This is a genomic window from Methanobrevibacter sp. UBA212 (genome assembly GCF_905233225.1).
In the GTDB taxonomy this organism is placed as follows: Archaea; Methanobacteriota; Methanobacteria; order Methanobacteriales; family Methanobacteriaceae; genus Methanocatella.
In genome coordinates this window covers 1-26,154 of record NZ_CAJODJ010000009.1, presented here as the reverse complement: position 1 = coordinate 26,154, position 26,154 = coordinate 1, and the positions used below count along the sequence as shown (strand labels likewise).

General features: G+C 36.3%; 23 protein-coding genes and 1 pseudogene. 7 read left to right on the top strand and 17 right to left on the bottom strand.

Going from position 1 to position 26,154, the window contains the following annotated elements:
* Positions 1–26 precede the first annotated feature (26 nt).
* A complete protein-coding gene (locus tag QZ138_RS02940; protein WP_292886095.1) occupies positions 27–1,052 on the top strand; it encodes an aminopeptidase P family protein in 1,026 nt (341 codons plus the stop codon).
* Here the strand turns inward: QZ138_RS02940 and QZ138_RS02935 are convergent.
* The 4 genes from QZ138_RS02935 to QZ138_RS02920 are packed head-to-tail and all read right to left on the bottom strand — an operon-like array spanning position 1,049 to position 4,219.
* The gene (locus QZ138_RS02935; protein ID WP_292886034.1) at positions 1,049–1,681 is read right to left on the bottom strand and encodes a 4'-phosphopantetheinyl transferase superfamily protein; all 633 of its coding nucleotides are present in this window, start codon (positions 1,679–1,681) and stop codon (positions 1,049–1,051) included. The genes QZ138_RS02940 and QZ138_RS02935 overlap by 4 nt on opposite strands.
* Positions 1,678–3,546 carry a PP2C family protein-serine/threonine phosphatase gene (locus QZ138_RS02930; RefSeq protein WP_292886032.1) on the bottom strand — a complete coding sequence of 623 codons (1,869 nt, stop codon included), beginning with the start codon at positions 3,544–3,546 and terminating at the stop codon, positions 1,678–1,680. The genes QZ138_RS02935 and QZ138_RS02930 overlap by 4 nt, the downstream gene beginning before the upstream one ends.
* Positions 3,546–3,923 carry an ATP-binding protein gene (locus tag QZ138_RS02925; RefSeq protein ID WP_292886029.1) on the bottom strand — a complete coding sequence of 126 codons (378 nt, stop codon included), beginning with the start codon at positions 3,921–3,923 and terminating at the stop codon, positions 3,546–3,548. The genes QZ138_RS02930 and QZ138_RS02925 overlap by 1 nt, the downstream gene beginning before the upstream one ends.
* Positions 3,920–4,219, bottom strand: a complete 300-nt coding sequence (locus tag QZ138_RS02920; protein ID WP_292886026.1) for an STAS domain-containing protein — start codon at positions 4,217–4,219, stop codon at positions 3,920–3,922. The genes QZ138_RS02925 and QZ138_RS02920 overlap by 4 nt, the downstream gene beginning before the upstream one ends.
* Before the next feature lie 207 nt (positions 4,220–4,426).
* Here QZ138_RS02920 and QZ138_RS02915 point away from each other — a divergent pair, with 207 nt between their 5' ends.
* Both QZ138_RS02915 and QZ138_RS02910 read left to right on the top strand, forming a co-directional pair.
* A complete protein-coding gene (locus QZ138_RS02915; protein WP_292886024.1) occupies positions 4,427–4,657 on the top strand; it encodes a hypothetical protein in 231 nt (76 codons plus the stop codon).
* A gap of 14 nt (positions 4,658–4,671) precedes the next feature.
* A complete protein-coding gene (locus QZ138_RS02910; protein ID WP_292886022.1) occupies positions 4,672–5,511 on the top strand; it encodes an alpha/beta hydrolase fold domain-containing protein in 840 nt (279 codons plus the stop codon).
* Here QZ138_RS02910 and QZ138_RS02905 read toward each other — a convergent pair whose 3' ends face one another.
* Positions 5,512–6,555, bottom strand: a complete 1,044-nt coding sequence (locus QZ138_RS02905; RefSeq protein ID WP_292886020.1) for an acyltransferase — start codon at positions 6,553–6,555, stop codon at positions 5,512–5,514.
* Between the two features lie 354 nt (positions 6,556–6,909).
* On the opposite strand from QZ138_RS02905, the gene QZ138_RS02900 reads away from it, so the two are divergent.
* Together QZ138_RS02900 and QZ138_RS02895 are read left to right on the top strand one after the other, a co-directional pair.
* Entirely contained in the window at positions 6,910–10,602 is a 3,693-nt protein-coding gene (locus QZ138_RS02900) for a hypothetical protein (RefSeq protein ID WP_292886017.1), read from the top strand.
* Between the two features lie 192 nt (positions 10,603–10,794).
* The gene (locus QZ138_RS02895) at positions 10,795–11,505 is read left to right on the top strand and encodes a DUF4013 domain-containing protein (RefSeq protein ID WP_292886015.1); all 711 of its coding nucleotides are present in this window, start codon (positions 10,795–10,797) and stop codon (positions 11,503–11,505) included.
* A gap of 337 nt (positions 11,506–11,842) precedes the next feature.
* Here QZ138_RS02895 and QZ138_RS02890 read toward each other — a convergent pair whose 3' ends face one another.
* Positions 11,843–13,075, bottom strand: coding sequence for an MFS transporter (locus QZ138_RS02890; protein WP_292886013.1), 1,233 nt, complete (start codon positions 13,073–13,075; stop codon positions 11,843–11,845).
* A 281-nt stretch (positions 13,076–13,356) separates the two neighbouring features.
* Between QZ138_RS02890 and QZ138_RS02885 the strand changes: the two genes are divergently transcribed.
* A complete protein-coding gene (locus tag QZ138_RS02885; protein ID WP_292601649.1) occupies positions 13,357–13,629 on the top strand; it encodes a 2TM domain-containing protein in 273 nt (90 codons plus the stop codon).
* Between the two features lie 107 nt (positions 13,630–13,736).
* On the opposite strand, the gene QZ138_RS02880 is transcribed toward QZ138_RS02885, so the two are convergent.
* The 10 genes from QZ138_RS02880 to feoB all read right to left on the bottom strand — a co-directional run bounded on the left by QZ138_RS02880 (position 13,737) and on the right by feoB (position 24,543).
* Positions 13,737–14,549: a DUF2207 family protein gene (locus tag QZ138_RS02880; protein ID WP_292886010.1), complete on the bottom strand. Its 813-nt coding sequence runs from the start codon at positions 14,547–14,549 to the stop codon at positions 13,737–13,739.
* An 11-nt stretch (positions 14,550–14,560) separates the two neighbouring features.
* Positions 14,561–14,746: a hypothetical protein gene (locus QZ138_RS02875; RefSeq protein ID WP_292886008.1), complete on the bottom strand. Its 186-nt coding sequence runs from the start codon at positions 14,744–14,746 to the stop codon at positions 14,561–14,563.
* A 156-nt stretch (positions 14,747–14,902) separates the two neighbouring features.
* The gene (locus QZ138_RS02870; protein ID WP_292886006.1) at positions 14,903–16,336 is read right to left on the bottom strand and encodes a TrkH family potassium uptake protein; all 1,434 of its coding nucleotides are present in this window, start codon (positions 16,334–16,336) and stop codon (positions 14,903–14,905) included.
* A gap of 122 nt (positions 16,337–16,458) precedes the next feature.
* Positions 16,459–18,729: an ABC transporter permease gene (locus QZ138_RS02865; RefSeq protein ID WP_292886003.1), complete on the bottom strand. Its 2,271-nt coding sequence runs from the start codon at positions 18,727–18,729 to the stop codon at positions 16,459–16,461.
* A gap of 4 nt (positions 18,730–18,733) precedes the next feature.
* Positions 18,734–19,438, bottom strand: coding sequence for an ABC transporter ATP-binding protein (locus QZ138_RS02860; protein WP_292601658.1), 705 nt, complete (start codon positions 19,436–19,438; stop codon positions 18,734–18,736).
* An 85-nt stretch (positions 19,439–19,523) separates the two neighbouring features.
* Complete coding sequence (locus tag QZ138_RS02855) at positions 19,524–21,671, bottom strand: heavy metal translocating P-type ATPase (protein ID WP_292886000.1); 2,148 nt, start codon at positions 21,669–21,671, stop codon at positions 19,524–19,526.
* 25 nt (positions 21,672–21,696) lie between these two features.
* A complete protein-coding gene (locus QZ138_RS02850; protein ID WP_292601662.1) occupies positions 21,697–21,963 on the bottom strand; it encodes a DUF6110 family protein in 267 nt (88 codons plus the stop codon).
* A 15-nt stretch (positions 21,964–21,978) separates the two neighbouring features.
* Entirely contained in the window at positions 21,979–22,188 is a 210-nt protein-coding gene (locus QZ138_RS02845) for a hypothetical protein (RefSeq protein WP_292885997.1), read from the bottom strand.
* Between the two features lie 22 nt (positions 22,189–22,210).
* Positions 22,211–22,441, bottom strand: coding sequence for a FeoA family protein (locus QZ138_RS02840; RefSeq protein ID WP_292601666.1), 231 nt, complete (start codon positions 22,439–22,441; stop codon positions 22,211–22,213).
* 83 nt (positions 22,442–22,524) lie between these two features.
* Positions 22,525–24,543: a ferrous iron transport protein B gene (gene feoB / locus QZ138_RS02835; RefSeq protein WP_292885993.1), complete on the bottom strand. Its 2,019-nt coding sequence runs from the start codon at positions 24,541–24,543 to the stop codon at positions 22,525–22,527.
* A gap of 243 nt (positions 24,544–24,786) precedes the next feature.
* Here feoB and QZ138_RS02830 point away from each other — a divergent pair, with 243 nt between their 5' ends.
* On the top strand, positions 24,787–25,794 hold the full coding sequence (locus QZ138_RS02830; RefSeq protein WP_292885990.1) for a tetratricopeptide repeat protein: 1,008 nt from the start codon (positions 24,787–24,789) through the stop codon (positions 25,792–25,794).
* 149 nt (positions 25,795–25,943) lie between these two features.
* Here the strand turns inward: QZ138_RS02830 and QZ138_RS02825 are convergent.
* Positions 25,944–26,154: pseudogene (locus QZ138_RS02825) on the bottom strand (IS5/IS1182 family transposase); the annotation flags it as partial.

Below are 26,154 nucleotides of genomic sequence, written 5' to 3'. Positions count from 1 at the left end.
TAATTTTATATATAAAGTTTTTTCTAATATTAACTATGGAATCACATGTTGACAATATATTAAATGATTTGAGAAAGGATGATTTTCAGGCATATATGCTTACTCAGTTTACAAATGTCGAATACATCTCAGGCTACAGGCCAACAAGCTTTGCATTCTTGATAATAAAGGAGGATCCGATTATTTATGCCTCCAAGATGGATATGGAATTGGCAGGCAATGACTCTTCAGTTGAAGTCAGGGAATATGAATCCTTTGATGTGATGATTGGGGAATTGAAAAGCGAAGGCATTAGGAATATGGCCATTGAACCTACATTGCCCTTCAGCACATATGTCAAATTCAGGGACGATTTCAAAATCGATTCCAGAACTTACGTTGACAAGCAAAGAATGATCAAGACCCCGGATGAAATCGCAAGGATTTCAAAGGCAACCGAAATTGCTCAAAAATCTTTCCTTCAATTGGATATATTGAATAATGGGGGCAGCGAAAAGGAGGTGGCCTTTGACCTTGTCCGTCTGATGATTGAAAATGGTGCGGATAAGGAATCATTCGACACCATTGTGACAAGCGGATCCAATTCAAGCTTGCCTCATGCAATTCCTCAGGCCAAAAGTCTGGACCAGCCAATCCTGATAGATTGGGGAGCTGTTTTTGAGGGGTACTGTTCAGACAACACCCGTACAATGGTTTATACTGAAGGCCAACAGGAAATCTGGGATATTGTGGCCGAAGCGCATGACAAAGCCATTAAGGCAGCAAAACCGGGCATCAAATGCTGTGAAGTGGATAAGGTCGCAAGGGACATCATTTCCGATTATGGTTACGGCGATAAATTCATACACTCAACAGGCCATAGTTTGGGCCTTGACATTCATGAAACCCCCGGTTTTTCAACACGTGATGAAACCGTAATCGAAAAAGGCATGGTGATAACTGTGGAGCCGGGAATATATCTTGAGGGGGAATTTGGAGTTCGCCTTGAAGATACAATTGAAATTAACCGTAAGGGTAAAGTAATCGGCGATTTGCCTTTGGATATTTCCTAATATAGCTCATCAACATCATATTCGACCAAATCGGATACATTGTAATGGCTTGCAATTCCTATTTTGTAGTTTTTGATGTTGAAGAGATTAAATTTCAAATTTTCCTCATCGTTTTTTAGTCTGATTTCATCTTCAATTATTATTTCAAAGCTGTTTAAATTCAGGTTCATTCCAAGGCCGGTGTATTTCATATAGCTTTCCTTTAAAACCCAGTATTTGAAGAACTCATCCGCCGGATTGGCGGAATTCATTATGCTTTCATATTCGCTGTTGTAGAAGTAGTGCTCGGCAATGCTTAAGTCAATTTCGGGGTCATTGTATTCAATGTCTGCCCCAACTTCCATATCGGACAGGGCGCATAGGACCATCCTGCCGGAATGGCTCATGTTAAAGTGGATGCTCTCAATGTTGGATATGTAGGCCTTGCCATATTTTGCGGTCTTGAAAATTGGGTCTGTTACATTTTCTTCGGATAACAGTTTTTTTAATAGAAGATATGCTCCGGCACTCTGTTTTTTGTCTTTCTCAAATCGGTAAAAATCAATCTTTTCCTGACGATTTTTTGAAACTAGCCCGTAAGCTTTTTTCAAATTCAGGTTTTCCACATTGCAGTAGGCTAATTTAATCATTTTATCTTCAAATTCAATAATGTCATGTCATCGAACTGTTCGGCATCTCCGGTAAAGCCACGGATATCATTTAATAGAGGGCCAACCGGATCGTCATCACTTTCAAATCCATTCAGGAAGTTTAAAATTCCGTCTTCACCGTACATTTTGCCGTCAATGTTGTTTGCATCGGTTATTCCGTCTGTGTATAATACCAATTCCTCAGTTAATGTCATTTCCTCTGTAACATAGTCAAAGTCTTCCATTATTCCAATCACAATTCCGGAATCGATATTTGCAAATTTAAATTTACCATTCTCTTTTATTAATGGTGGATTATGTCCTGCATTGGAAAATATCAATTTGTTGGTTGATTTGTTATATATTCCTAGCCATAACGTGACAAACATTGCCTCGGAATTGTTCTCACATAGCTGATTGTTCAGCAGGTATAGGACTTTTGCAGGGTCAGGGTTATTCGTAAGGAGTTGTTTTATCATTACTTGACTTATCATTGCAAGAATTGCTGCGGGAACACCTTTGCCTGACACGTCACCTATGACAACGGCTAAATGATTTTCATCCAAAATATAGTAATCAAAAAAGTCTCCTCCAACTTCCTTGGCCGGCTTGGAATATCCGTTTACAATGAAGTCATCGGTTTCAATAACTTCTGTCGGCAGATTTTCAGCCTGAATTTTTGTTGCAATGTCCAGTTCGGCTTCAATTCGCTTTTGCTCACCTTCAATTCTGCGGATATTTTCAATATAGTGATTATTGGAATTGATCAGGTGAGTATATGACCTGGCGAGCGTTCCGATTTCACTATTCTCATTGACATATTTGGAATAGACATTCAGCAATCCTTCAGCTTCGATTTTTTCGTTTTCGCCAACAATGAATGATTCAATTTCAGAAAATGATGAAATGGGCTGAATCACTTTGGTTTCAATATATCTTAAAATAATGATGCATGGAATGAAGAACAGTATTAGGGATATGTCGGTTATTATGAGTGTAGGCATCAGCACCAGATATTGGTTTATATTCGGTAGGGATTCTAAATACGAATAATTTAAAATGGAAACCAACACTCCGAAACTGGCTATTATCAATGTCAGTATAAGGAAATTGTTCAGAATCTTTTCTGTCATTGTGTTTTCAGCATTCGGTTGCACTTCATGCTCAATGGGTCTTGTCAGATAAGCAAATAATAAAATCTGCATTATCAATAGATTTACAATTAGAATAGTCTCGTTCTGGCTTATGAGAAGGGTTATTGATGAAATAACTGTCATGAGCAGCAATAACCGTATTAACAGCCAGTACAATTTTTTATTGACTGGTGTTTTTGATGCTTTCGGAACCTCAATGAAATCGAATTTTTTAGAAAGCCAGATGACCAGCACTCCGAAGATAAATCCGATGTTGATAAAGTTCATGAAATATGATACGAAATGGTATTCGTCCAATACTGTGGTGTAGAAAATACCTATCAGTGTTGCATGGGTGGATGAATAAATAAGTGTGCATATCACCAGACTTGATAAAAACAGCAGAAGGTGGTAAATGTTATCCAATCTGGGTTTTGTGACTTTGTCTGTTTTAAAACCGGAGTACCAAAGTTTGTATGCCAAATATGAAACTCCAAAACTGATAATTGCTGAAGGCAATATTTCTACAGGTCCATAGCCACTCACTAAATCTATAACTATATTTCCTAATACTGCACCTAACGCGCCGTATGGTCCAAACGCCAATCCCAGAACAAATAAAAATCCGACATGAGGATTTTCAAATCCAAATCCAGAGAATGGGCATAGTAAAATATTTATCACTATGATTGTTATAAATGATATTGCCACTTTGGCCGGTTTAGATTTCATCATTCCACGTTTTTAATAATTATAAGATGATTTTCATCATTTTCATATTTGTATTCAAGTTCGTCAGCCAGTTCCTTGGTTAAAAAGATTCCAAGCCCTCCAATTTCGGCTTCTTCAATATTTTTTGGAGTTTTAGGACTTTCCTTTAAAAGAGGATTAAATTCAATGCCATTGTCAATAAACTCCACAGTTAGCGTTGGAGTTTCATATTCCACATTGACAGTTATATAATCAGTATTTGAATAATTGACGATGTTGGCGAATATCTCTTCAACAATTAAATTGACTTGAAGGTTTTCTTCTTGAAGTTCATTTGAAATGAACTCGTTTAAGGTATATAATTCCTGTATTTCTGGTTTTAGTGTTATTGAATTCATGCTATCTTTAAAATCTTGTCAAGACAGGATATCCCAAAAATTTCACCAATGGTATTATTAACATTTTTGATTGAAAATGGGATATCCTCGTTTTTTAATTTCTTATGTGCTACAATCAGAACTCTAAGTCCTGCACTTGAAATATAATTTACATGGGTAAAATCCATTGTTAATGAATCAAAATTACCGAATTCTTCATCAATTGCATTTTCAAGGTCTTTTGAGGTGATTGTATCAATGCGCCCTTCAACGGATAATGTCAGTTCCTTTTGATTATACTTTTTTGTGATATCCATTTTAATCACATTAAAAAACATTTGCTGAATAAAGTATTGAATATTATAATATTAAAATATGTTGATTTTTTTTTCGTTATTTCGGGATTTTAAAGTTGGTTTAATTTAAAAATATAAATAATATAGATAAAAAAAGTATATTGTATAACATTATTTGTAATCTTTTATGAAAATGTGAGAAAATTAAATAATATAAAAGGTGATTAAATGGCAAATAAATATTTGGCGGCGATTTTATCGTTTTTCATTCCGGGATTGGGTCAGGTTTATGCAAGAAACATTAAAAAAGGAATTATTTATTTCCTTGTTGCATTTGTTTCACTAGCGATAATTGGAAATTTTTTTGTTGATTCGATTTTAAATTCATTCTATTATATCATTGATATTCTCATCAGCATTTATGCCGCTTATGACGCTTATCTGATTGCTAAAGATTAATTTTGGAGAGGATTATGTCTGATAATAAGTCATTCATGGCAAAAATGGAAGAGGCTATCTTAAGACATACTAAACCTGGATATATGGATTCAAAGGAAGAGGTTGATAATTTTTTAAGAAATAATCCTGATCAAAAACCTCCTAAAGGCATCTTTAAAATGTCTGACTCTCAACTCTACACTTTTGGAAATGAAAATGCCAAAAACACCATCATATTCATGCATGGCGGTGCTTATGTCAATGAGATAAACTATCAGCATTTATTGTATTGCCGTAAGCTGTCTCGAAAATTGGACGCTTATGTCATAGCTCCCGTTTATCCGCTGGCTCCCAGGCATAATGCAATGGAAACCTATGGTATGATGACTGAAATATACAAAACCCTAAATCATGAAAATCTGATATTGATGGGCGATTCTGCAGGAGGAGGATTTGTCCTTTCCTTTGCACAATACTTGAAAACCGTTGGACTTCCTCAGCCAAGCAGGATAATTGCCTTTTCCCCGTGGGTTGACATTTCAATGAGCAATTTGCCTTATGATAGTGAAAATGATCCGATTTTGGGTGATGTTGGCCTTCGTGAAATCGGAAAGTCCTGGGCGGGGGATTTGGATACGAAGGATTACAGGGTAAGTCCTCTTTACGGCGATTTGGAAGGTCAGGCTCAAACGCTGATTTTTGCAGGAACTTCCGAGATATTCTACAAGGACATTAAACTGTATGTGGAAAAGCTTAAGATGAGCAATGTTGATGTAAAATTCATTGAAGGCAAAGGATTATTTCATATTTATCCGTTATTCCCATCATCTGAAGCAAAAAAAGCATTTAAAGAAATAGAAGAGATAATTGATTAATTATCTCATATACAATATATATTTTCCAAATTTAGGGATTCTATAGATAATCACGACAGCAATGTAACTGAATATTATCAGTAAAATCCAAAGAATTATTGCCTTAACAGGTTCTGTGTATGGTAGTTTAACGACAAGTGGAAGCAAAGGCAGTCTAAACAGGTTGTGCACTAAAAACACTGCAAATGAATATTTTGATAAAAAGGTAACTATTGGGTAGGCTCTGACTTTGCCCATTCTGGAACACAGTTCAAACAATGCAAATGAACCGGTTAGAATGAATGGGAATTCGTACCATAAATGGAAGTCATATCCTTTTGTAAATGCATAGTATTGGAAGAATAGACATATCATGAATGAGATGAGAGCTATCAATCCTAATTTTATGCTGTCATAGTGCTTAAATTGTCCTTTTTTAACTAAATATCCTAAAATAATATATATTCCATAAATTCCGCCACTGAATCCGAGGCAGTACTGGATATTGACATTTTCAATTCCGTGCATGGACAATACGATAGTGATGAATGGAAGCAGGAACGCCAAAAGTGAAAATACGATTGTGGCCTGCCAGATTGTATCGCTGCTGAATCTTTCAAGGGCATTTGAAACAAATGGCATTGAAAGATACATTCCGATAATCATTGGCATATACCACATGTGGCTGAAAAATAGGTTTCCGGCTTCACTTATGTTAACCTGAGCACTTCCAACCGTAATGAACTGCAGGCTGATTGCATAAATCGCAGCCCAGATGACTGTAACGATGATTAAACCCTTACAGTTTTTATTCCAAAAATTACGAACACGGTCATCGTCGTATGATCTATCAAGTAACAGGTAACCTGTAATCATTAAAAAGAATGGAACTCCAATACGTCCGATAAATAGGGATGCGAAATTGAATATTCTTGAGAATGTTGTGTAATACATTATTGAATCTGATGAGATGATATAAATCCCGTCTGTAGCGTGAATGTATAGAACAGTCAGTATCGCTATTGCACGTACCAAATCAATCCATTCTACTCTAGTCTTTCCCATTAATTTTTCTCCATGTTTTCTATCTGGTCAGGCAAGCCTTCCTGTGAATCGGAAGTTGCCTGTAAAATGAAATTAATGCTCCTGCCGATATGGGAAGCGGCATGGTTCATATTCCATCATATCGCAGATTATTCTTTGTATTAATATATTATTTTTTAAAAGTATATATAATTGACTTAATTTTAAATAAATCATTCAAGGAATTGCAGGATTTGTAAACGGTCATTTTATCATATTCATTGGTGCTGAATTTGATATCACTGGTAAATTATTTATAGTAATCTTTTTAAATAAGATATTAATAACTAATTTTTTTTTAGTTTATTGAACAAGTAATTAATTGATTTAGGAGGGATGCTTATTAAATCTAAAGTTATTTTTACGATACTGATCATATTTGTTCTAATCGGTTTAGCATCTGTAAATGCTGCAGATTTCAATCAGACTGATAAGGCAATATTGGAAAATGACCAGGGTACAAGTGAAATTAGCAATTTCACAGATTTAAATGACGAAATCAGTAAAATTCCTGTTGGGGAAAATTTTACACTAAAGAAAGATTATGCATATGATTCCAGCGATTCTGCGTACAAGGGTGGAATCCAAATTACAAAGGATAATATTGTGATTGACGGTGACGGCCACACAATTGACGGTGCAGGACAGGCCCGCATATTCAATATAACCTCAAACAATGTCACTTTAAAAAACATTAAATTTTTAAACGGATATTCTGCCGACAACGGTGGAGCAATATGCGCTTATGGTAGTTTAAACATACTGGGTTGTGAATTTATCAATAACACTGCTGCAGGACAGGGTGGTGCGATATATGTTGGAATCCCAGTTTCAGATTGCAAATTCAATTCCACATTCATTAATAATACTGCAAAACAGGGTGGAGCAATATTTTTCAACAATGAAACTGATAACCTTGTAATTAATGGATATTTTGAGGATAATGAAGCTCAAAGAATTGGTGGAGCATTATGTTTCCAGGCCAAATCTTTAAATAACATAATTTCCGCTGAATTTTATAATAATAGGGCAGGTCTCGATGCCAGTGGTGGAGCAATATTTTTCCGCAATATTGCTGAAAATAATCGATTTAAAAGTGTTTTCAGAGGAAACCGTGCAGGTTATGGTGGAGCAATCTTCTTTTCAAATAAGGCAATAAATAATAGATTCGATTGTGATTTCAGTTTTAATGTGGCCAATTCCTGTGGAGGAGCAATGTTTTTCTACAGCGCTACAGACAACAATAATTTCACAGGCCGTTTCATCAACAACTCCGCTTTCGGACTACTTGATCCTGTTAACGGTAATGGCGGTGCGATAACCTTCAAGGGTGTATCAAGTAACAGCATGTTTACATGTGACTTCATTAACAACACTGCTAACAAAACAGGAGGGGGTGTAAACTACAGGGAGACTCCACATAACATCACATTCAACTGCAGTTTCATTAACAATACAGCCGAATATGGTGGCGGAGTTAATTTCTTTGAAAGCATGGACAATGTTGTATTCAATAGTAGTGAATTTGTAGGCAATAGCGCTGTTTATGGTGGTGCAATAGCTTTTAAAAACGGATTTGTTGAAAATGCCACATTTGTCGCTAACACTGCTGTCCAGCATGGTGGTGCGATATATGTTGGAGGTCCTATTTCAGATTGCAGATTCAATGCTACATTCATTGATAATGCTGCATATAGGGGTGGAGCAATATTCTTCAACAATGAAACTGATAATGTCATAATTAATGGATATTTTGAAGGCAATGTTGCTGAAAGAATTGGTGGAGCATTATGTTTCCAAAATAAGTCTTCAAATAACATAATTTCTGCTGAATTTTATAATAATAGGGCAATTGGTGCCAGTGGTGGAGCAATATTTTTCCGTAACGCTGCTGAAGGCAATCAATTTGAAAGTATTTTCACAGGTAACTATGCTCATCAAGGTGGAGCAATTTTCTTTTACAATAAGGCAACCAATAACAAATTCAATTGTAGTTTCAGCTCTAATGTAGCTAATATATCTGGAGGAGCAATTGTTTTCTTTGGCACTACTGATGGCAATAATTTCACAGGTTCTTTTGTCAATAACTCTGCTCTGGGACATGATCCTGAAATTGATACTAACGGTAACGGTGGGGCGATAACCTTCACTGATGTGTCAAGCAATTGCGTATTCGCCTGTGATTTTGTTAACAACACTGCTAATCAACGTGGTGGTGCAGTAAACTATAAGAAAACTCCACATGACATTACATTTAACGGTAATTTCATCACCAATAATGCAAGCTATGGTGGTGCACTTGTTTTCTTTGAAAGCATTGATAATTTGGTCTTTAATGGTGAATTCAATGGTAACTTTGCTGAGTATGGTGGTGCGATAGCTGCTGTTGAGGGTGTCATTGAAAATGCCACATTCAAAAATAATCATGCTGAATGTGGAGGAGCAATTTATTTCATTGAAAAAGGAGTTGTCATTAACTCCAATTTCACAAACAATTCCGCTTATGGTCCTGCTGGTCTTGTTACTATTTATGGAGGTGCAATTCTCTTTGAAAGTAATGGAACTGTAATTGGCTCTAATTTTGTAAACAATACTGCCACATATGAAGGAGGTGCGGTTTACATTAATGGTGAAGGTATAGTTAAAGATTCTCTCTTTAACAGTAATGAAGCTCAAAAGGGAGGTTCATTATATGGTTTTAGCACCGTTGAAGTGGATAATTGTAATTTCACAGATAACCGTGCAAGAACCGGTGGTGCAATCGAATTCTGGAAAAGCGCTACAGTTAGTGATTCTAACTTCAACAATAATATAGCAGAAGCTCATGGTGGAGCAATTTACTCCGACAATGATATAAAAATAAGCGATTGTGATTTCACCGGCAATTCTGCAAATGATAGTTCTGGAGGTGCGGTTTACGTTTATGGTTCTGGTGAATTTAATAATGCTAACTTCATTAACAACTCAGCTTCAAGTTACGGAGGTGCAATCTATTTCAATCAGAACGGAACTGTCAATCAGGCTAATTTCACAAACAATAGAGCTAATGATGGTGGAGCGATTTTAACTCGCGGAGATCTTACACTCAGCAATTCAGATTTTGCAGATAATGTTGCAACTCTCGGAACAAATCTTGTATCCTTAAAAAATAATGCAACACTCACATTAATCAATGTTGGCCAGGGGCAGTTAAGAAATCTCAATGTTTCCAACATTACCTATGGGGAAATAGTAAAGATTTCTTCAAATGTTTTTGATGAAAATAATGTGCAACTTAACAATGGAACACTATCCGTTATCATCAACGGCAAAGAATATTCTGCTGTGGTATCTAACGGCTCCGCAACAATAGAAATTCCAGGTTTGAACGGAGGAAACTACAATGTTGATGTGAAATATATTGGAAACCAGCGTATTGCAATTGCACCGGTTTCATTCACAGTATTAAAACAGGATGCGGTGATTTCTGCAGCTAATAATGCATATGTCATCAACTATGGTGATAAATACTCCATAACCCTTAAGGATTCAAACGGTAAGGCTGTCGCTGGTGAAAAGGTAACATTCACATTAAACGGCAAAGCTGTTGGATCCGCTGTCACAAATGTAAATGGTGTTGCAAGCATTTCCCTGACTGCAAGTGCATTGAAATCAGCCAAAGCAGGTAAAAAGAATATGCTCATAACACTAACAAGCGACAACTACAATGCCGCTGCCAAAACCGTTAAAATAACAATCAATAAGGAAAAAACAAAAATCGTTGCTAAGAAGAAAACCTTCAAAAAAGCCAAGAAAGTCAAAAAGTACTCAATAACCTTGAAAATCAGCAAAGGCAAGGCAGTTAAAAAAGTACAAGTTACCTTAAAGGTTAAAGGCAAAACCTATAAAGCCAAAACAAACAGCAAAGGTAAAGCTACTTTCAAAATCAAAAAATTGACCAAAAAAGGCAAATTCAAAGCAACAATTAAATTTAAAGGAAACTCTGTTTTCAAAGGAGCAAGCAAAAAAGTCACAATCGCTGTAAAATAGCTGAAAATTTAGTCCAGTTCTAAATTTTGAATCCGGGAACTGGTTTGATTTCATTTGAATCCGTTCCCGGAATGACTTTTACTTGTTTTTGTTCACTTTCAATTAAGTTTCCTTAAATTTAAATAGTATTATTTAAAAAAGTATAAATGACTCATAATTTCGAGTTTTATTAATTTAAAAGGAGAATAAAAAATGGAATTAGGCGAAATAATAAGTGATGCTTTGGTTTATCCATTTCATAATATTAAAGCATTAGTTATATATGTTATTTTAGGAATTATTCTAGGAATTGCTGCTGGTGGAACTATTTTTGCCGTTATGGCAAGCGCTATGGCAAATAATGTCTTTGCAGCAATTGGGTCTGGAATTATAGGTATTATTATAGCGTTTATTGTCGGATTTGTAATTTCAGGTTATGAATTGGATATTATAAAATTTGCTGTTGAAAGGGATCCTGGCTCCCCTGGACTTGACTTTGTAAGACAATTCATCAACGGAGTGAAATTTTTCGTTGTAACCATTGTTTATATGATTATTCCAATCATTATCAGTGCAATTTTAGCTGTTATCTTCCAGCAATGGTTATCTTTAATAATTTCTGCTATTGTAGGTATTGTATTTGCTTTAGCATTGATGATGGGCCAATGCAGATTAGCAAAAACTGAAGATTTAGGTTATGCATTATCCATTGGTGATGCAATTGGCGATATTTCAAGAATAGGTATCGTAAAACTTCTTTTATTCGTCATTATTGTCTTCATTATTACATTTGTTCTGTTCTTTATTGTTGGCGCTATTATGAGATGGAATTCTACCGTTGGAGGAATCTTATTTGGTATATTAGGGGTTTACATAACCTTCTTCTCTGCTAGAGCAACTGGTTTATTATACTCTGATGTATAAATAAACCTCCCTTTTTTTCTTTTTAAATATTAGATTTTAATTATCATCTATCATTTTTCAACTCGGATATTTTAAGATTTTTTAGAATAATGGCATAATTTGCTTCTTTGATATACATTCCAAAATTGCTTTCTATTAAAATCCAAAACAACTTTTCTCAATGTTGATGCCGCTATGATTAAAGTGGTGTTTAATATCAAAACTTTATTTTAATTGACTCTATAATTCAGTATTATGTGGTGTATTTCGGTCGGATTATTTGATTTTTTTTTAATAGTGATGGGGAGTGTAAAAATTAAAGGTAAGTAGATGATTGCTCATCTACTCTATCGTCTTTTCAACCTAAGTCATTAATTGCAGTTCCTTTGGTTTCAGGGAATACCCAAATCCAAATACCTACAAGCAGGGCGAATAATGCTGCAATGGCTATTCCGTAACTTAAATCAAAGTATGTCGCAACTGTGGTTATGATTACGGGGGTTATGAATTGAGCTCCACGGGCAAGGTTGAATACCGTTCCAACAGCTGTATTTCTGATTTTTGTTGGGAACAGCTCCGAGAATAGCGCTCCAAATCCTCCAAAGAATCCTGTTCCGAAACCTGTCAGGAACATGAATACATACAGCAACTCGGGAACCTGCACAATCTGATTCCAGAAAATTGTTATCATTGATATTCCCAATGCCATGATGAAACTGTATATGGTAAATGCGGGACGCCTTCCAAGCTTTTCGGCCACGAAACCGAATGTAGTATAACCTGTAAAATCACCCATCTGGATTATGATGACTCCAAATGTGGTACCGAGCAATGCCAATCCTCGTTCCTGTTCAAGATAAGTCGGCAACCATGAATATGTGTACCAGTATGCGGACATTCCGAATATACATAACACCAATGAAATCAGGAATATTTTTCTGTGTTCTGCTCTGATTAATTCTCGGAATTCCTTTAGGATATTCTTGTTGACATATTTGTCTTTGTTTTGTAGCCAGACATCGGATTCATCAAGATATCTTCTTATAAAAATTACTGTAAGGGCTGGAATGATTGAAACGAGAAAAGTCAGTCTCCAACCGATGATGGGAGTCACTAATCCTCCCACGATTGAAGCTAGAATCACTCCAATTGGTGCGCCGGATTGCATGAATGCTCCGAATTTGGCTCTCAGGTTGTCGGGGAATGTTTCATTGATGTAGGTCTGGCCTGTAGCCCATTCTCCACCAACACCTAAACCTGTAATGAATCTGAATATTAAAAGAGAATAGAAGTCCCATGTGAAGGCACACAGAAGGGTACCTATCGAGTAGATAATGATGGTCCATTGCAATACCTTTTTACGACCGTATTGGTCTCCTAATGCTCCAAAAATTATTCCTCCAAATCCTGTGGCAAATAATGATAAACCCAGACATAAGGAAAGCATTTCTGCGGAAAAGTGCAGGCTGGATTGAAGCTGTGTTACTAAAAAGGTAAACAAAACCAGATCATAGAAATCAAAGACCCAACCTGCCCAACTCAAAGCAAAAATCCTGTAATGATGTTTATTTAATTTAGTTTGCTCATTCATTAACATAATTTTAACAACCTATAACTTTTTCAACTATGTAAATATAAGTGGGGAATGATATTTAATATTTTTTCAAAATAATTTGTATTATTCATTATTTTTTTTTGAATTTATTGTAACTTTTAGTTAGGTTGTTTGTGTTAGTTATGCTAAATTTTGTTATAATTGAAATATATTCATTTAAATAATAGTGTCAACAGAACTAATATTATCCAAGTGGATGAAATTAAATTATCTAAATTTAGAAAAATTTGTCAATTCAAAAGTAGTGATGTGGAATCATGTCTGAAGATGATTTGTATAGAAGAGCTGAAAAAAGAGCTGATGAAAAAATTGCTTTCTATAAGCATTTGATGAGTTTCATTATTGTTAATGTAATTTTCATAGTTATGAACTTTCTTACTTCTCCAGGGGAATGGTGGTTCTATTGGATTACAGTTTTCTGGGGAATAGGGTTATTGGGTCATTTCCTTAGGGTTTTTGTTTTCACTGACAAATTGGATGACAACCGTGATGAAATGATAAAAAAAGAAATGGAAAAAATGAAAAAATAATTCCATTCATAAGTGGTTTAGCCAATTATATCATAAATGTGATTTATTAAAAAAAGTTCGTTTTGAATATTGGAGTCAATATTCAAACATTCGAATGACTTTCGAGGTTATGCTCCGCCAGGGATGGTGTATTTGTCGTTTGCACCGTAAAATATCCCATCGCCTTTTCTTTTTTCAGTTACATTTAACAGTGCATTATTGAATATTATATTTAATAATTTGTATCCGTCCTTATCAATGAAATCGGTTAGGGCAGTGTTGTTTTCCCTAATTTTCAAGGCATCCTTTTCAATATCGAAGCATGCTCCATATATTATTTGCATTGAATTTTCCTCAACGGATTGCGGAGGGTATTTTTTAGTCAAATCTTTGGATTTCAAATAATCCTGGAAATGGGTCCATTCCATTTTGAGGTCATTTCCTTTGCTTGTTAACTTGCCATCATTCAAAATGTCCCTATAGTTTTTGCCGTCATAGTCATTTTCATTTTTAATGGCTTTGACATATTCTGCAAGGTCCTTTTCAAATTTATTGGCAATTGAAGAATTATTGCTCTGTTTTGCCATGGATTTTAGGTTGAATTTTTTATTTTTATTCATATTTTTAAGCAGATTAATAGCATATGTTTCAGAGGTTTTCAGTTCTCCCTTATTTGCTATTCTGAGGGTTATTTTCTTCATAATCTCCATGTCTTTTGGAGTTAACTTTTTACCCACTTCGTATGAACCGTCAAAATCAATATCACATTTGATTTGGTCTTGATTGATTAAATCAAGAATGGTGAGTGATAATGCATTTGCGCCTATCGCGTTATTTTTTGTAAATAATATTGAAATCATAGGATATGAATCTTCACTGGGGATCTTTTTTGTATTCCCGTTTTTTGGATTTTTGTTGCTTAAGCCCAACATTTCAACCATTCCTTTTTTTTTTATTCATTATTTTCATTTAAAGATTCTATATATGATTCATGAATCTCTTCAGCCAGTTCATCGTTTCCTTCAATTATAGGACCGGTATAGTCACAGTCTCTGCAAACGCATTGTGACCAGTTTTGTGGAATGATCCAATCAACATTTCTGGAACCGCATCTTGGACAAATTTTATGCATTTTCATTTTAATTCCTCAATAATTTTTGTAGTGATTTTGTAAATTTCACTTGTGTTAATCCTATGTAACTGTAAACATATAAAGTTTTTTGAATGTAAGCGATTACTTGCAGTAGAAAGATTTTTGACTTCATTATACATCTTTAAGCCGGAAAAAGTTGAATTATTTCTTGAATACTTCAAAGATTGCCCTGAATGTGATTAGCACAGGATAAATTTCCAATCTTCCGGTCCACATATTCAGCATGCCGACAATTTTCAATGGCCATTCTATTGTTTGGGACAGCTGTCCGATTTCCAGACCTATATTTCCCTGCATGGAAAATGTGAAAAACAGTGAATTGAATGGATCATGACCATATAAGCATAACAGCGACCATGAAATCAAAATGCACAGGAAATAAAGGGTTATATAGTTTCCGCTTTGTTCAACCAGTTTTTCGGTGAATTTTTTATCCTTGCGGTCCACGGGGATGACGGCTCCTCGAGGAGAAATTATTTCACGCAGATTCTTATATATTCCCTTTGAAAATGTAATGACTCGCATTAACTTGATTGCACCTACGGTAGATCCGGTAGAACCTCCGATAAGCATCAATGTCATTATGATAAATAATACGAATGGTGGCCATGCCTCCATTACGGTTGAATTAGGAATGCTTGCTCCTGTTGTCGTAATTGAGGAAACCACTGTAAACAGCATATCCATTGGAATGATTGTGGATGTGAAATAGATTAGCAGGGTTGATATGGCTATTAGCGAAAGCATCACTTTAAACTGCAAATCTCCAATCAATGATTTTCCCTTGGTTTTGATAATTTGTGAATGAACTAAAAAGCTTGTCGCACCCAGTATCATTAAAAGCATGGTGATGAAATAAATAATATAATCATTATAGTATCCTATATTCGCATTTTTCACGCTCATTCCGCCTGTTGAGATAATGCAGAAGGTATTGCAGATGGAATCAAAAAAAGGCATCCCCGCAAGGGTATACAATGCAATCCCCAGACAGGTATAAAATACATATATTTTAAGGGTTTCTTTGAGTGTTGCTGTAGTGGAAGGTTTAATCTGGTCTTCACGGGCTTCTGAATTATATAATTTAAATGATGAGGTTCCCGGTTGGGCCAGAAAGGCAAGTATCAAAACAATGATTCCCAAACCACCAATCCATTGTTGAAATGCTCTAAAAAATAATATTCCGTATGGAAGGGCTTCCACATCACTATATATGGTAATTCCACTTCCAGTCAAAGCGGACATGCTTTCAAAAACGCTGTCTACTGGGCTTATGCCTGTTATGAGGTATAATGCCAGGCCACAGATAAGACTTGCCCACAGCCATGACAGTGCGGATATTATCATTCCATGCTTTAAGCGCATTTTATTGACTTTATATTTGTCCAGGGCTTTTAAGCAGATTAATCCAAGGCCAATTGATATTAATCCAGGTATGAGATAGCCTATTATATTAAATTCTAAAAAGAGTAAATCGACAATAATTGGAACTAAACACAAAAGTCCAATTCCAATCATCAATTTGCCGGAATTTCTGGCTATGATTAACACATCATTTTTGTTAATATATCTCATAGGCAACCCGCTAATATTAAATAATTAATATTTGAGAAATGAATATTATAAGTTTTTAGGTAAAAAATATTTGATGATGGTGAGGGTTTGCATTTCATCACTGTTAAGTGCGAATAGTTTAACTATTCAGCACTTTTAAGTGATTCCACCATATCCAACTTTTTAATCTTGCGTGAAAACATCAGGTTTACAAGTATTGATAATGAAAATGTTATTGCGGCAGTTATGACTAAATTCATGAGAGATATTGAAGGGAGAATATAAAATGAGTCTCCTGATGACTCCCACATTACCTTTAATATGTAATAACCGACAGGTATGCCTAATAGATATCCGATAGTCGTAAACCATAGGTTCTGTGTTAAAAGCAACTTTCTAAGCGCCTTTGTTTTAAAGCCCAAAACCTTAAGGGTCGCTATTTCACGTTCGATTTCTGTAAAGGACAGCAATCCCAGATTGTACAGCACCACAACGGCCAGAAGTGATGCAAAAAATATTAGGATATATATCAAAAGCCACATGGCTTCTGTAAGCTCGTCCCAACTTGAAGTCATGTCCTTAAGTGAGTTTGTGGTTTTTATGGCAGTGTAATTCTTGGTGACATGTTCTTCTGTCACAACGCTTGTTGGAGTGTAGTTCAAATCCAAGTCCTCTAATTTGTCAGCAGACATTATGAATCCCTGTGAAGTCGGGTCTGAATGAATCTTGTCAATTTTTGTTTTGATCCATTTGTCTGAGCCCATAATGTGCCATTTGACAGTATCTCCAATGCCAATGCCTAACATGTCGGCCATTTTTTGTGAAACTGAAACCTCATCATCTTCAATTTTAATCCTGTTCCAGTCATAGTCTGTTGGGGTAACAAGGTCTGTATGATTCAAGACCAAAAGCGAACCTGACTTCTTGCAGGTATCTGATTCGATTTCAATAGCAGATTCCATAATCTTATCGCCGTTGACCTCCTCTGCCACATCATCAACTTCTGAAATGCTTGCCTCATCATCAATAACCAATTTCGAATCATAATGGTTTATCTGATTAAATTCCCATTCCTTCAAGTCGTTCATTCCATCATACATTCCGAATGCGGACACCAGTAGTGCAGTGCAGCCTATAACTCCGATTATGGTCATCAATGCCCTGAATTTGTTTCTTTTTGCATCACGATAATTCCAGCGGCTATTGAATGACAGATGCTTGAAAAACCCTAATCGTTCAATTATTCCTGATGAGGATACCTTCGGAGCCTTTGGCCTTATTGTATCTGCGGGATTTTCATTGAAGATACTTCTAACTGCATAATATGAAACTAAAACTGACATTATAATCATTGCAAGAGCAATAAAGACAAAATCAATGCTCCATGCAGGTTTCCATGACGGCAGGATGTAAGTGGAGCTCATCGATGGGTAGAACAGCTTCGGCAATGTCATAGGCCCTATAATCAGTCCAAGAAGAGAACCGACTAAAACCAGCCAGAAACCGTATGAGATATAATGCTTCATTATTGTCTTGTCTTTAAAACCGCATGCCTTTAAAATACCGATTTGAGTTCTCTGGTGTGTTATGATCCTTGTCATTGTTGTCAGAAGAATCAGCATTGCAATCAATATGAAGACTACCGGGAAAATTCCTGCCATCATCTGGTGCTGGTCAATCTCTTCTGAAAATTGGGACACGCTTGTGTGTTCTGATCTTTCAACAAATGAGCTATAATATCCGTCCATATGATATTCAAGCAGTTTGTCATAATTTTCTGCAGTTCCGTCGAATTTAACATTCAATACATTGTATGGGACTGTATCATTTGGAAATGCCTTATATGACATATATGCAAAACCTATTTTTGAAAAGTCAGGAATTACGGATGACTGTGATGCATGGTAAACATATTCTGGGGAATATCCTGTTCCTCTGATTTCCTTTTTGATTTTGTAATCTTCAAATTCAAATGTGATGCTGTCGCCCACTTTCAGGCCCTTTGCATCTGCAAAGCTTTTGTCTAGCCATACTCCGTTCTTGTCATTGATGTCTAGCGGTTCGCCGTCAATCAAATAAAATTTGGATATTGTATTGTTCTCTACAAAATGCAGCGTAATTTCGGGGTCATTTGAAAAATCCGCAACGGAATCCACAACCAGCTGCCTTTCCATCTGGTCGGTTGCACCCAGACAATATATCTGGTCCAAAAATAAGTCATTGATAAAATTTGAATAGATCCAACCGTCAGCCAGGTTGGTGTCATCGTAAAACTTATCGACATTGACTTCAAGGCCAACAGATTCTCCGCCGACGCCGGCAAAGACAAAAACGCCTAGAAATGCCATCAAAAAAATTGACAGGAATTGGGTTTTGTGCTTTCGGATGTCTCTTATCATCTTTTTTTTAAGCATGGGCTCACCATTCCAAATCTGTAATCTTTTTCGGATTTTCATTAACGGTTATGCTTTCGATTTGTCCGTTTTTAATTCTGATTACCTTATCGGCTGCATGGGCCAATATTGCATTGTGTGTCACGATGACTACGGTAGTTCCTTTGTTGTTGCTCATTTCCTGAAGCAAGTTAAGAATTAAAACGCCCGTTTTTGAGTCAAGAGCACCGGTTGGTTCATCACACAAAAGCATTGTTGGCTGTTTGGCCACTGCTCTTGCAATTGATACTCTTTGCTGTTCTCCTCCAGATAACTGTGCGGGAAATTGATCGGCATGGTCTTTAAGCCCAACTGAGTCCAGAACTTCCAGTCCGTTTATGTCTGTATCCACGATGTCTTTCATCAGCTCAACGTTTTCAAGTGCTGTAAGGTTCGGAATCAGGTTATAGAACTGGAAAATGAATCCCACGTTTTTGGCCCTATAGTCTGTAAGCTGATTGTCTGAAAATTCTTCTATATGATTTTCCTTTACAATGATTTCTCCGGAAGTTAGCATATCAAGACCTCCCAGGAGGTTTAAAAGCGTTGATTTGCCCGCACCTGATGGTCCTAATATTACAACGAATTCTCCTTCATCAATTGTAAAATTGACATTATCCATAGCTTTTAAGATGTGTTCTCCGGATTTATAAATCTTGTCAACATTTTTGAATTCAATTATTGCGCTCATTAACAGTGCCTTCCTAAAAATTAATCTAAATGGTTCTATTTTAATATGTTCAATTTGATGAGTGTAGTTAAAAAAAAGAAAAAGATTAAGAAATATCGGCCACTTCAATGGCTTCTACTTCCATACCTTTTGAATAGTCTTCATCCTTTAAAACGGATTTAGTGCTCATCACTCCAAACAACATCGTAGATAGGTTATGTATCATTGATGAGGTTGATGGAGGAATCACTCCTAAAACACCTAAAACAAGTAGGCTGCCGTTCACTGCAACAATATTGCGGTAATTGTCGTTGATCTTATCCAACATTCCAACACTTAATTTTCTAAGTGTCACAAGGTCGTACAAATCATCAGACAGCAAGGATATGTCGGCAACCTCTCGGGCAATATCGGATGAATGTTTCATTGAAACTGATACATCTGCAGCTGCAAGTGCCGGTGAATCATTGATGCCGTCTCCAACCATTATGACGGTTTTTCCTTCTTGTTTGAGTTCTTCAACGATTCTTGATTTGTCCTCTGGAAGAACTTGTGACTTATAATCGGTAATGCCCAATGCTTTGGCGCTGGCTTTTGCACCGCTTTCACTGTCTCCAGTAAGCATTATGACATTCTCAATACCTAAATCCTTGAGCTCTTCAATGACATATTTAGCTTCGCTTCGCACAGGATCGTCAATGCAAATAAGTCCCTCAAGTTTTCCATCGATAGCCAGATAAACCACGGAATGCTCTGCAGATTCTTTGGCTATCTTTTTCTCCTGGGTCTTTGTCACTTTCACTTTTTCATCATCAAATAAAAAGTGTTTGGATCCGATAACTGCGCGTTTTCCATCATATTCGGTTGCAATTCCGTGTGCCACAATGTATTGCACTTCACTGTGGTCCTCTTCATGCTTCAGACCTTCCTCTTCAGCCTGCTTCACGATGGCTGCGGCAATACTGTGAGCGAAGTGCTCTTCGATGCAGGCGGCCATCCTTAGGATGTTGTCACGCCCATATCGTTTGGACATAGGAACAACATCAACAACTTTAGGTGTTGCATTTGTCAGTGTTCCGGTCTTGTCGAATATGATTGTGTCTGCATTTGCATAGTTTTCGAGGAACTTTCCACCTTTTATCATCATTCTGTTGTCTGATGCTTCACGCATTGCAGATATGATTGATAATGGTGTTGTAAGCTTTATGGCGCATGAAAAATCAACCATCAATACGGATAATGCCTTTGTTGCATTTCCTGTAATCAGATATGTTAAGGCGGTTGCAAGGAAGCTGTACGGCACGATTGAATCGGCGAGCTTTTCGGCCTTGCTTTGTGTATCCGCTTTAAGCTCTTCAGAGTTCTCAATCAAATCAATAATCTTGTTTAGTCTTGTCTCTTTATTCATTGAATAAACTTCAACAATGAGATTTCCTTCTTCTATAACGGTTCCTGCATGAACTGTTTTTCCAGGTCTTTTATGAACGGCTAATGGTTCTCCAGTCATTGAAGCTTCATTAACCATTCCTTCTCCTTCAATTACTTTTCCATCAACTGGTATCACATCGCCCATATGGACTTTGATCTTATCTCCCTTGTCAATATCAACTGCAGCGCATTGTTTTTCTTCACCGTCTTCTCCTACTACCCATACAGTATCTATGTTTAAGGCCAAACTGTCTTTAAGTGTGCTTTTGGCTTTCTGCAATGTGTAGTCTTCGAGTGCGTCGGAGATGGACAATAAGAACATCATTGAGCTTGCAGGTTTATATTGTTTTTGAAGCAGTGCTCCTGTTACTGCCGCACCGTCTAGAAGTGCAACATCAATTCTGAAGTCGGTTAAGCTATCTAAACCTTCCCAAATGTATTCTAATGCATTATAGATTGTTAATGCATTTCTTATTGGTATCGGTAAAAATATCCTATAAATGAATCTATGAACGATCATTTTGGATAGTTTTAAATAGAATTCGTCGGTGATTTCCCTTGAACTTTGAGCTTGGGTCGGCTCCGCTTCAAACAGGTCATCTAATGTAATGCTGTCCAGGATATTGAAAATCTTTTGTTTGCTTTCGATGTCTCCATCGTAGTATATTAAAATGCTTCCGTTTCTGTGGGAAGTGAATACCTCTTGGACAAAGCTTTGATTTAAAAGTAATGAAGCAAGGCCATAGCCTTCCCTTTTGGTGAAAGCCCATTGGCCTGAACGAACTCTCAGACGGGAGCCGTTATCATACATTACTTGATATTTCATCTCTTTATACCTTGAAAAAATAAGTTTATTCTTTTGATTCTACGTAAATTTCTTTTTTGTCTTCTTGGTGTGCATCAACTACAATGTCTTCTGCGTTTTCTTTCATGTCCTGGAAGCATTCTTCGGCATCTCTTTTTGCAGACATTACTGTAGCCATTCCTCTGGTTGCAGCATTTTTTACGGTCTTGGATTCCAATGCTTTTTTACCAATGATTGCAGTTGCGATTCCTGCTGCGAAAATCAATGCATGTTTATGTTCGTAACATTTGCTTAAAAATTCCTCATGTCTCATTTTTATAACCTCTCTTTATAAATAGTTCGTATCCTTTTTTCCAATTTTAAGTCTGTTTTTGAGTTTGTTTATAAATTCAAATTCTTCTTCAAGTTCCGGATGATTGCCAAATCCACAATTTGGGCAATGTACCTGACTGCAGTTGCTGTGTTTTCCACAACCGCAACAGCCACGGTTTTCCAGTTTTGTTTCATCAAATTCGAAGCCACACATACGGCATTTCATAATAAACACTCAATAAAATAATTTATTCCACTTCGATGTTTTCGGCCTCTTCCTTTCTAAGGCAAACATCATATCCTTTTACACTCATTTCAATAGGATCTCCTAAAGTTGCAACCTTTTTAACGGTAATTTCTGCACCTTTAACAAAACCCATACCTAACAAGTGTCTTCTTAAACCTATGTCTCCAGTATTATGGTATTTTACCAGTTTAACTGTTTCGCCAGGTTTTACTTCCTTTAAAGTTCTTGTCATTTTTAATCACCTTTTTAAAAAAATTTAAGTATGACAATTAGAAATTCTAATCGTCATTTTTAATCTTCAACGCTTTTAATTCACTATCCGTATCCTGCAAGTAAACCAACATTGTAAATCAGGAATGAAACGATGTATGCGGTTACCAGTGTGATACCACACATTGTTAATGCCCATTTGTAACTGTTGGTTTCCTTTTTGATTGCACCGATTGCTGCAAAACAAGGGGTGTAGAGCAATGTGAATGCCATGAATGAGAATGCGGACAATGGTGTGAATGTGTCATGGACCAAATTGGTAATTCCTTCTTCATCGTCCTCTTCCAATCCGGCTAATGTACCGAATGTTGACACTACTACCTCTTTAGCGGCTAATCCAGCAATGATTGCTACAGCAGCTTGCCAGGTTCCAAATCCTAATGGAGCAAAGATTGGTGCGATAGCTGAACCGATCATACCTAATACGCTTTCGGCAGATCCGTATTCGACACCTAATGGGAATGTGCTTAAAACCCATAATACAATTGAACAGGCAAGAATAATTGTACCTGCTTTTCTTAAAAATCCTTTTACTTTTTCCCAGGTGTGCAATAAAACACCTTTTACGGATGGTACTTTATAAGTTGGCAGTTCCATTACGAATGGTGTGGATAATCCCTTAAACATTGTTCTTTTAAGGATAGCTGCAACAATAAGTGCTACAACAATACCTAATACATAGATTGCAAGCAACATTGTTCCTTCGTTGTTGGAAAAGAATGCTGCAATAAAAATAGCATAAATAGGCAGTCTTGCAGTACAGGACATGAACGGAACGAGCATCATTGCAAGCATACGGTCCCCTTCGTTTTCCATGGTTCTTGTTGCCATGATTGCAGGTACACCACAACCGAATCCTAAAATCATAGGAATGAAAGCCTTACCGTGAAGTCCAACAATTTTGTGCATCAGTTTGTCTAAGGTAAATGCTGCCCTTGCAAGATATCCGCAGTCTTCCAATATGCTTAGGAATAAAAACATCAGAATAATGATAGGCAGGAAAGTTAAAACACCACCTACTCCACCGATGATTCCGTCACAGATGAATGATGCTAGGTATTCATTTGCAATGTATCCTGCAACAAATTCCGCTATTGATCCGAATGCCTCGTCAATCATGTCCTGGAAAGGAGCTCCGATTGTGAATGTCAATTGGAACATCACCCACATTATGAAAAGGAATATGAATGGGGCCAATAGCCTGTTGGTTACAATCTTATCGATTCTATCTGTTGTGCTTTCCTTTTCAACTGATGGCTTTTTAACCGCTTCGGCCACTAAACCATCGATGAATGCATATCTTGCATTTGCAATAACCTCTTCGGGACCTTCTTTATAAACATCATGTAAATGTTTGCTTACCTTATCGACTTCAACCAATATTTTTGATCCGTAGCTGGATTGCTGAACTTTGTCTATGACTATTGTGTCTCTTTCAAGTAACTTGACTGCGGTCCAAACTGAAGGGACATCCAATAAGCTTTTGTCTTGTTCAATGACTTCTTGAATTTCTGACAAATGTCCTTTGAGATCATTTCCGTATGATAATTTTTTGCTTGTATCGATTGGGTTTTTGGATTGCTTTTCAACAGTTGACAATAGATTTTCGAATCCGTCACCGGTTTTAGCATTGATTTCAACTACCGGAAAACCTAAAAGTTCGCTCATCAAGTCAATGTCAATAATGTGATCCTTTTTCTTTGCAAAATCGTTCATGTTAAGTGCCATTACCAGGTTGGCACCCAATTCCATCATTTGCACAGTTAAATATAAATTACGTTCCAGATTAGCGGCATCCACTACATTAATAATAACATCAGAGTCGTCATCCACAATGAAATCCCTTGATACGATTTCCTCCATGGAATGAGCACTCAATGCATAATTACCCGGTAAATCGATGACATCATAGTCGTAGCTTCCGTGTGTGAAGTGGCCCTCTGCCCTTTCAACAGTTTTTCCAGGCCAGTTACCGACATGTTGTCGCATACCGGTTAATTGATTGAAGACAGTGGTTTTCCCTACGTTAGGGTTACCGGCTAATCCTACAATTAGTTCTGTCATTAACCATTCTCCCGTTTTTATTAACTTTTAGGGAATAATGCCCGTTTAAAGCATTATCCCTGACTAAAAAAATTCTTTAGTTTAAGTTCTCAATACCCAAAAAAAGATTTAGGTTAACCTAAACATATATATCAATTGGTTTTTATAGTATTTAAAGTTTAGGTATGACTAAAAATATTTATATTAAAACTGAATAGATATTATATAAACGCAAAATAATTTTAATTTTTTAGGGAAGATATGATGAGCAACTCTATTGAAGCAGCAAAACAATATATTTCTGAGAATAATTATGAAGAAGCTCTTAAATTGGCCAGGAAAAGGCATGGAAAGGATGAAGTTGATGATTATCTTGCAATTTTGGATTTATTGATTGATGACGGTTATCTGCCTGCGCTTGAAGAGAAGGGAATATATTATCAGTATTATGATGAATCGCATGACAACTGGGATTATGGTGAAAGATATTTTGATGAGTACCTGCAGAAACGGCCCAGGTCCATAAATGTTATATGTGATAAGGCCTTATCCAGATTTAACAAGGGAAACGTTGAGGAATCATTGGAGTATATGGATAAGGCTCTTGAGAAATATGATTCATTTTCACCTATTGAAAAGCCCCGCATCAGTAAAAAGGAAGTCCTGATGAATAAAATCAGATTGCTGATTAAGGCCAAAAGATATGATGATGCGTTGGATCACCTGAATCAATATGAAAAGAAATACGGTAGTGACAATGACTCTGACCTGTATAAGGGGCAAATGCTTCAAAAAGCAGGCAAAAACGATGAGGCGTTAACCTATCTCAACAAGTCCCTTCAAAACGAGGATACCATAATAGGTTTCAATGCAAAAGGAGACGCGTTATATGAGCTCGGCCAGTATAAGGAAGCCCTGAAAAACTACAAGTACTGCATCGGCTATGAAAGCAAGGTCGAGGATGATTTGGAACTTGTAACCAATTTCAATTATAAGGCTGCATTCTGCTGCGTAAAGATGGGGAATGAATCTGAAGCGGTTAAACATTTGAACAAAACAATCAACATGTTGAATGAACACGGAAGGCTTCCAAAGGACCTTGAAGCAATCTATCAGAAATGCTCCTTTGAAAAGGAAAAGATAATTAAAAAGGGCGAAGTCAAGGATGAGGAGTTTAGAAAAACCAGATTCTTTTCAGCAAGAACTTCCCTTATCATACTGGCGGTAATATTGGTTCTTTATGTGATTCTCAGATATTTGGGATATCACTGATGTCCGTCATTTTAATCTATTTTTTTTTAAACATTTTTTTAATTATGCATCTATTTTTTTTAAGTTTGTAACATATATTATTCAAATTAATATAAATATTATGAATTATTTAACTAACATTGTATAAATTATTTAGGGGCCTGAATTTTTCAGTTTTCTGAAAGTTGTTGTATGGCTGTTTTTGAGTAAAATCCTTGCGATATGATTAGTGCTCCTAAAAATACATTTAGATATACTGTTTTTGCTACTGATTTTGGTGTGTATTTGTGTATTTGTCTTAAATTCAATCCTTGTTTGAGTAATTTGAAAAAGTCTTCTATTTTTCCTCTAATTGGTTTGAATTTTTCCCATTTGTCTAGT

Coding starts and splice junctions, on each gene's coding strand:
- QZ138_RS02935 (WP_292886034.1), bottom strand. CDS start 1,681: ATGATTAAATTAGCCTACTGCAATGTGGAAAACCTGAATTTGAAAAAA.
- QZ138_RS02930 (WP_292886032.1), bottom strand. CDS start 3,546: ATGAAATCTAAACCGGCCAAAGTGGCAATATCATTTATAACAATCATA.
- QZ138_RS02925 (WP_292886029.1), bottom strand. CDS start 3,923: ATGAATTCAATAACACTAAAACCAGAAATACAGGAATTATATACCTTA.
- QZ138_RS02920 (WP_292886026.1), bottom strand. CDS start 4,219: ATGGATATCACAAAAAAGTATAATCAAAAGGAACTGACATTATCCGTT.
- QZ138_RS02915 (WP_292886024.1), top strand. CDS start 4,427: ATGGCAAATAAATATTTGGCGGCGATTTTATCGTTTTTCATTCCGGGA.
- QZ138_RS02910 (WP_292886022.1), top strand. CDS start 4,672: ATGTCTGATAATAAGTCATTCATGGCAAAAATGGAAGAGGCTATCTTA.
- QZ138_RS02905 (WP_292886020.1), bottom strand. CDS start 6,555: ATGGGAAAGACTAGAGTAGAATGGATTGATTTGGTACGTGCAATAGCG.
- QZ138_RS02900 (WP_292886017.1), top strand. CDS start 6,910: ATGCTTATTAAATCTAAAGTTATTTTTACGATACTGATCATATTTGTT.
- QZ138_RS02895 (WP_292886015.1), top strand. CDS start 10,795: ATGGAATTAGGCGAAATAATAAGTGATGCTTTGGTTTATCCATTTCAT.
- QZ138_RS02890 (WP_292886013.1), bottom strand. CDS start 13,075: ATGAATGAGCAAACTAAATTAAATAAACATCATTACAGGATTTTTGCT.
- QZ138_RS02885 (WP_292601649.1), top strand. CDS start 13,357: ATGTCTGAAGATGATTTGTATAGAAGAGCTGAAAAAAGAGCTGATGAA.
- QZ138_RS02880 (WP_292886010.1), bottom strand. CDS start 14,549: ATGGTTGAAATGTTGGGCTTAAGCAACAAAAATCCAAAAAACGGGAAT.
- QZ138_RS02875 (WP_292886008.1), bottom strand. CDS start 14,746: ATGAAAATGCATAAAATTTGTCCAAGATGCGGTTCCAGAAATGTTGAT.
- QZ138_RS02870 (WP_292886006.1), bottom strand. CDS start 16,336: ATGAGATATATTAACAAAAATGATGTGTTAATCATAGCCAGAAATTCC.
- QZ138_RS02865 (WP_292886003.1), bottom strand. CDS start 18,729: ATGCTTAAAAAAAAGATGATAAGAGACATCCGAAAGCACAAAACCCAA.
- QZ138_RS02860 (WP_292601658.1), bottom strand. CDS start 19,438: ATGAGCGCAATAATTGAATTCAAAAATGTTGACAAGATTTATAAATCC.
- QZ138_RS02855 (WP_292886000.1), bottom strand. CDS start 21,671: ATGAAATATCAAGTAATGTATGATAACGGCTCCCGTCTGAGAGTTCGT.
- QZ138_RS02850 (WP_292601662.1), bottom strand. CDS start 21,963: ATGAGACATGAGGAATTTTTAAGCAAATGTTACGAACATAAACATGCA.
- QZ138_RS02845 (WP_292885997.1), bottom strand. CDS start 22,188: ATGAAATGCCGTATGTGTGGCTTCGAATTTGATGAAACAAAACTGGAA.
- QZ138_RS02840 (WP_292601666.1), bottom strand. CDS start 22,441: ATGACAAGAACTTTAAAGGAAGTAAAACCTGGCGAAACAGTTAAACTG.
- feoB (WP_292885993.1), bottom strand. CDS start 24,543: ATGACAGAACTAATTGTAGGATTAGCCGGTAACCCTAACGTAGGGAAA.
- QZ138_RS02830 (WP_292885990.1), top strand. CDS start 24,787: ATGAGCAACTCTATTGAAGCAGCAAAACAATATATTTCTGAGAATAAT.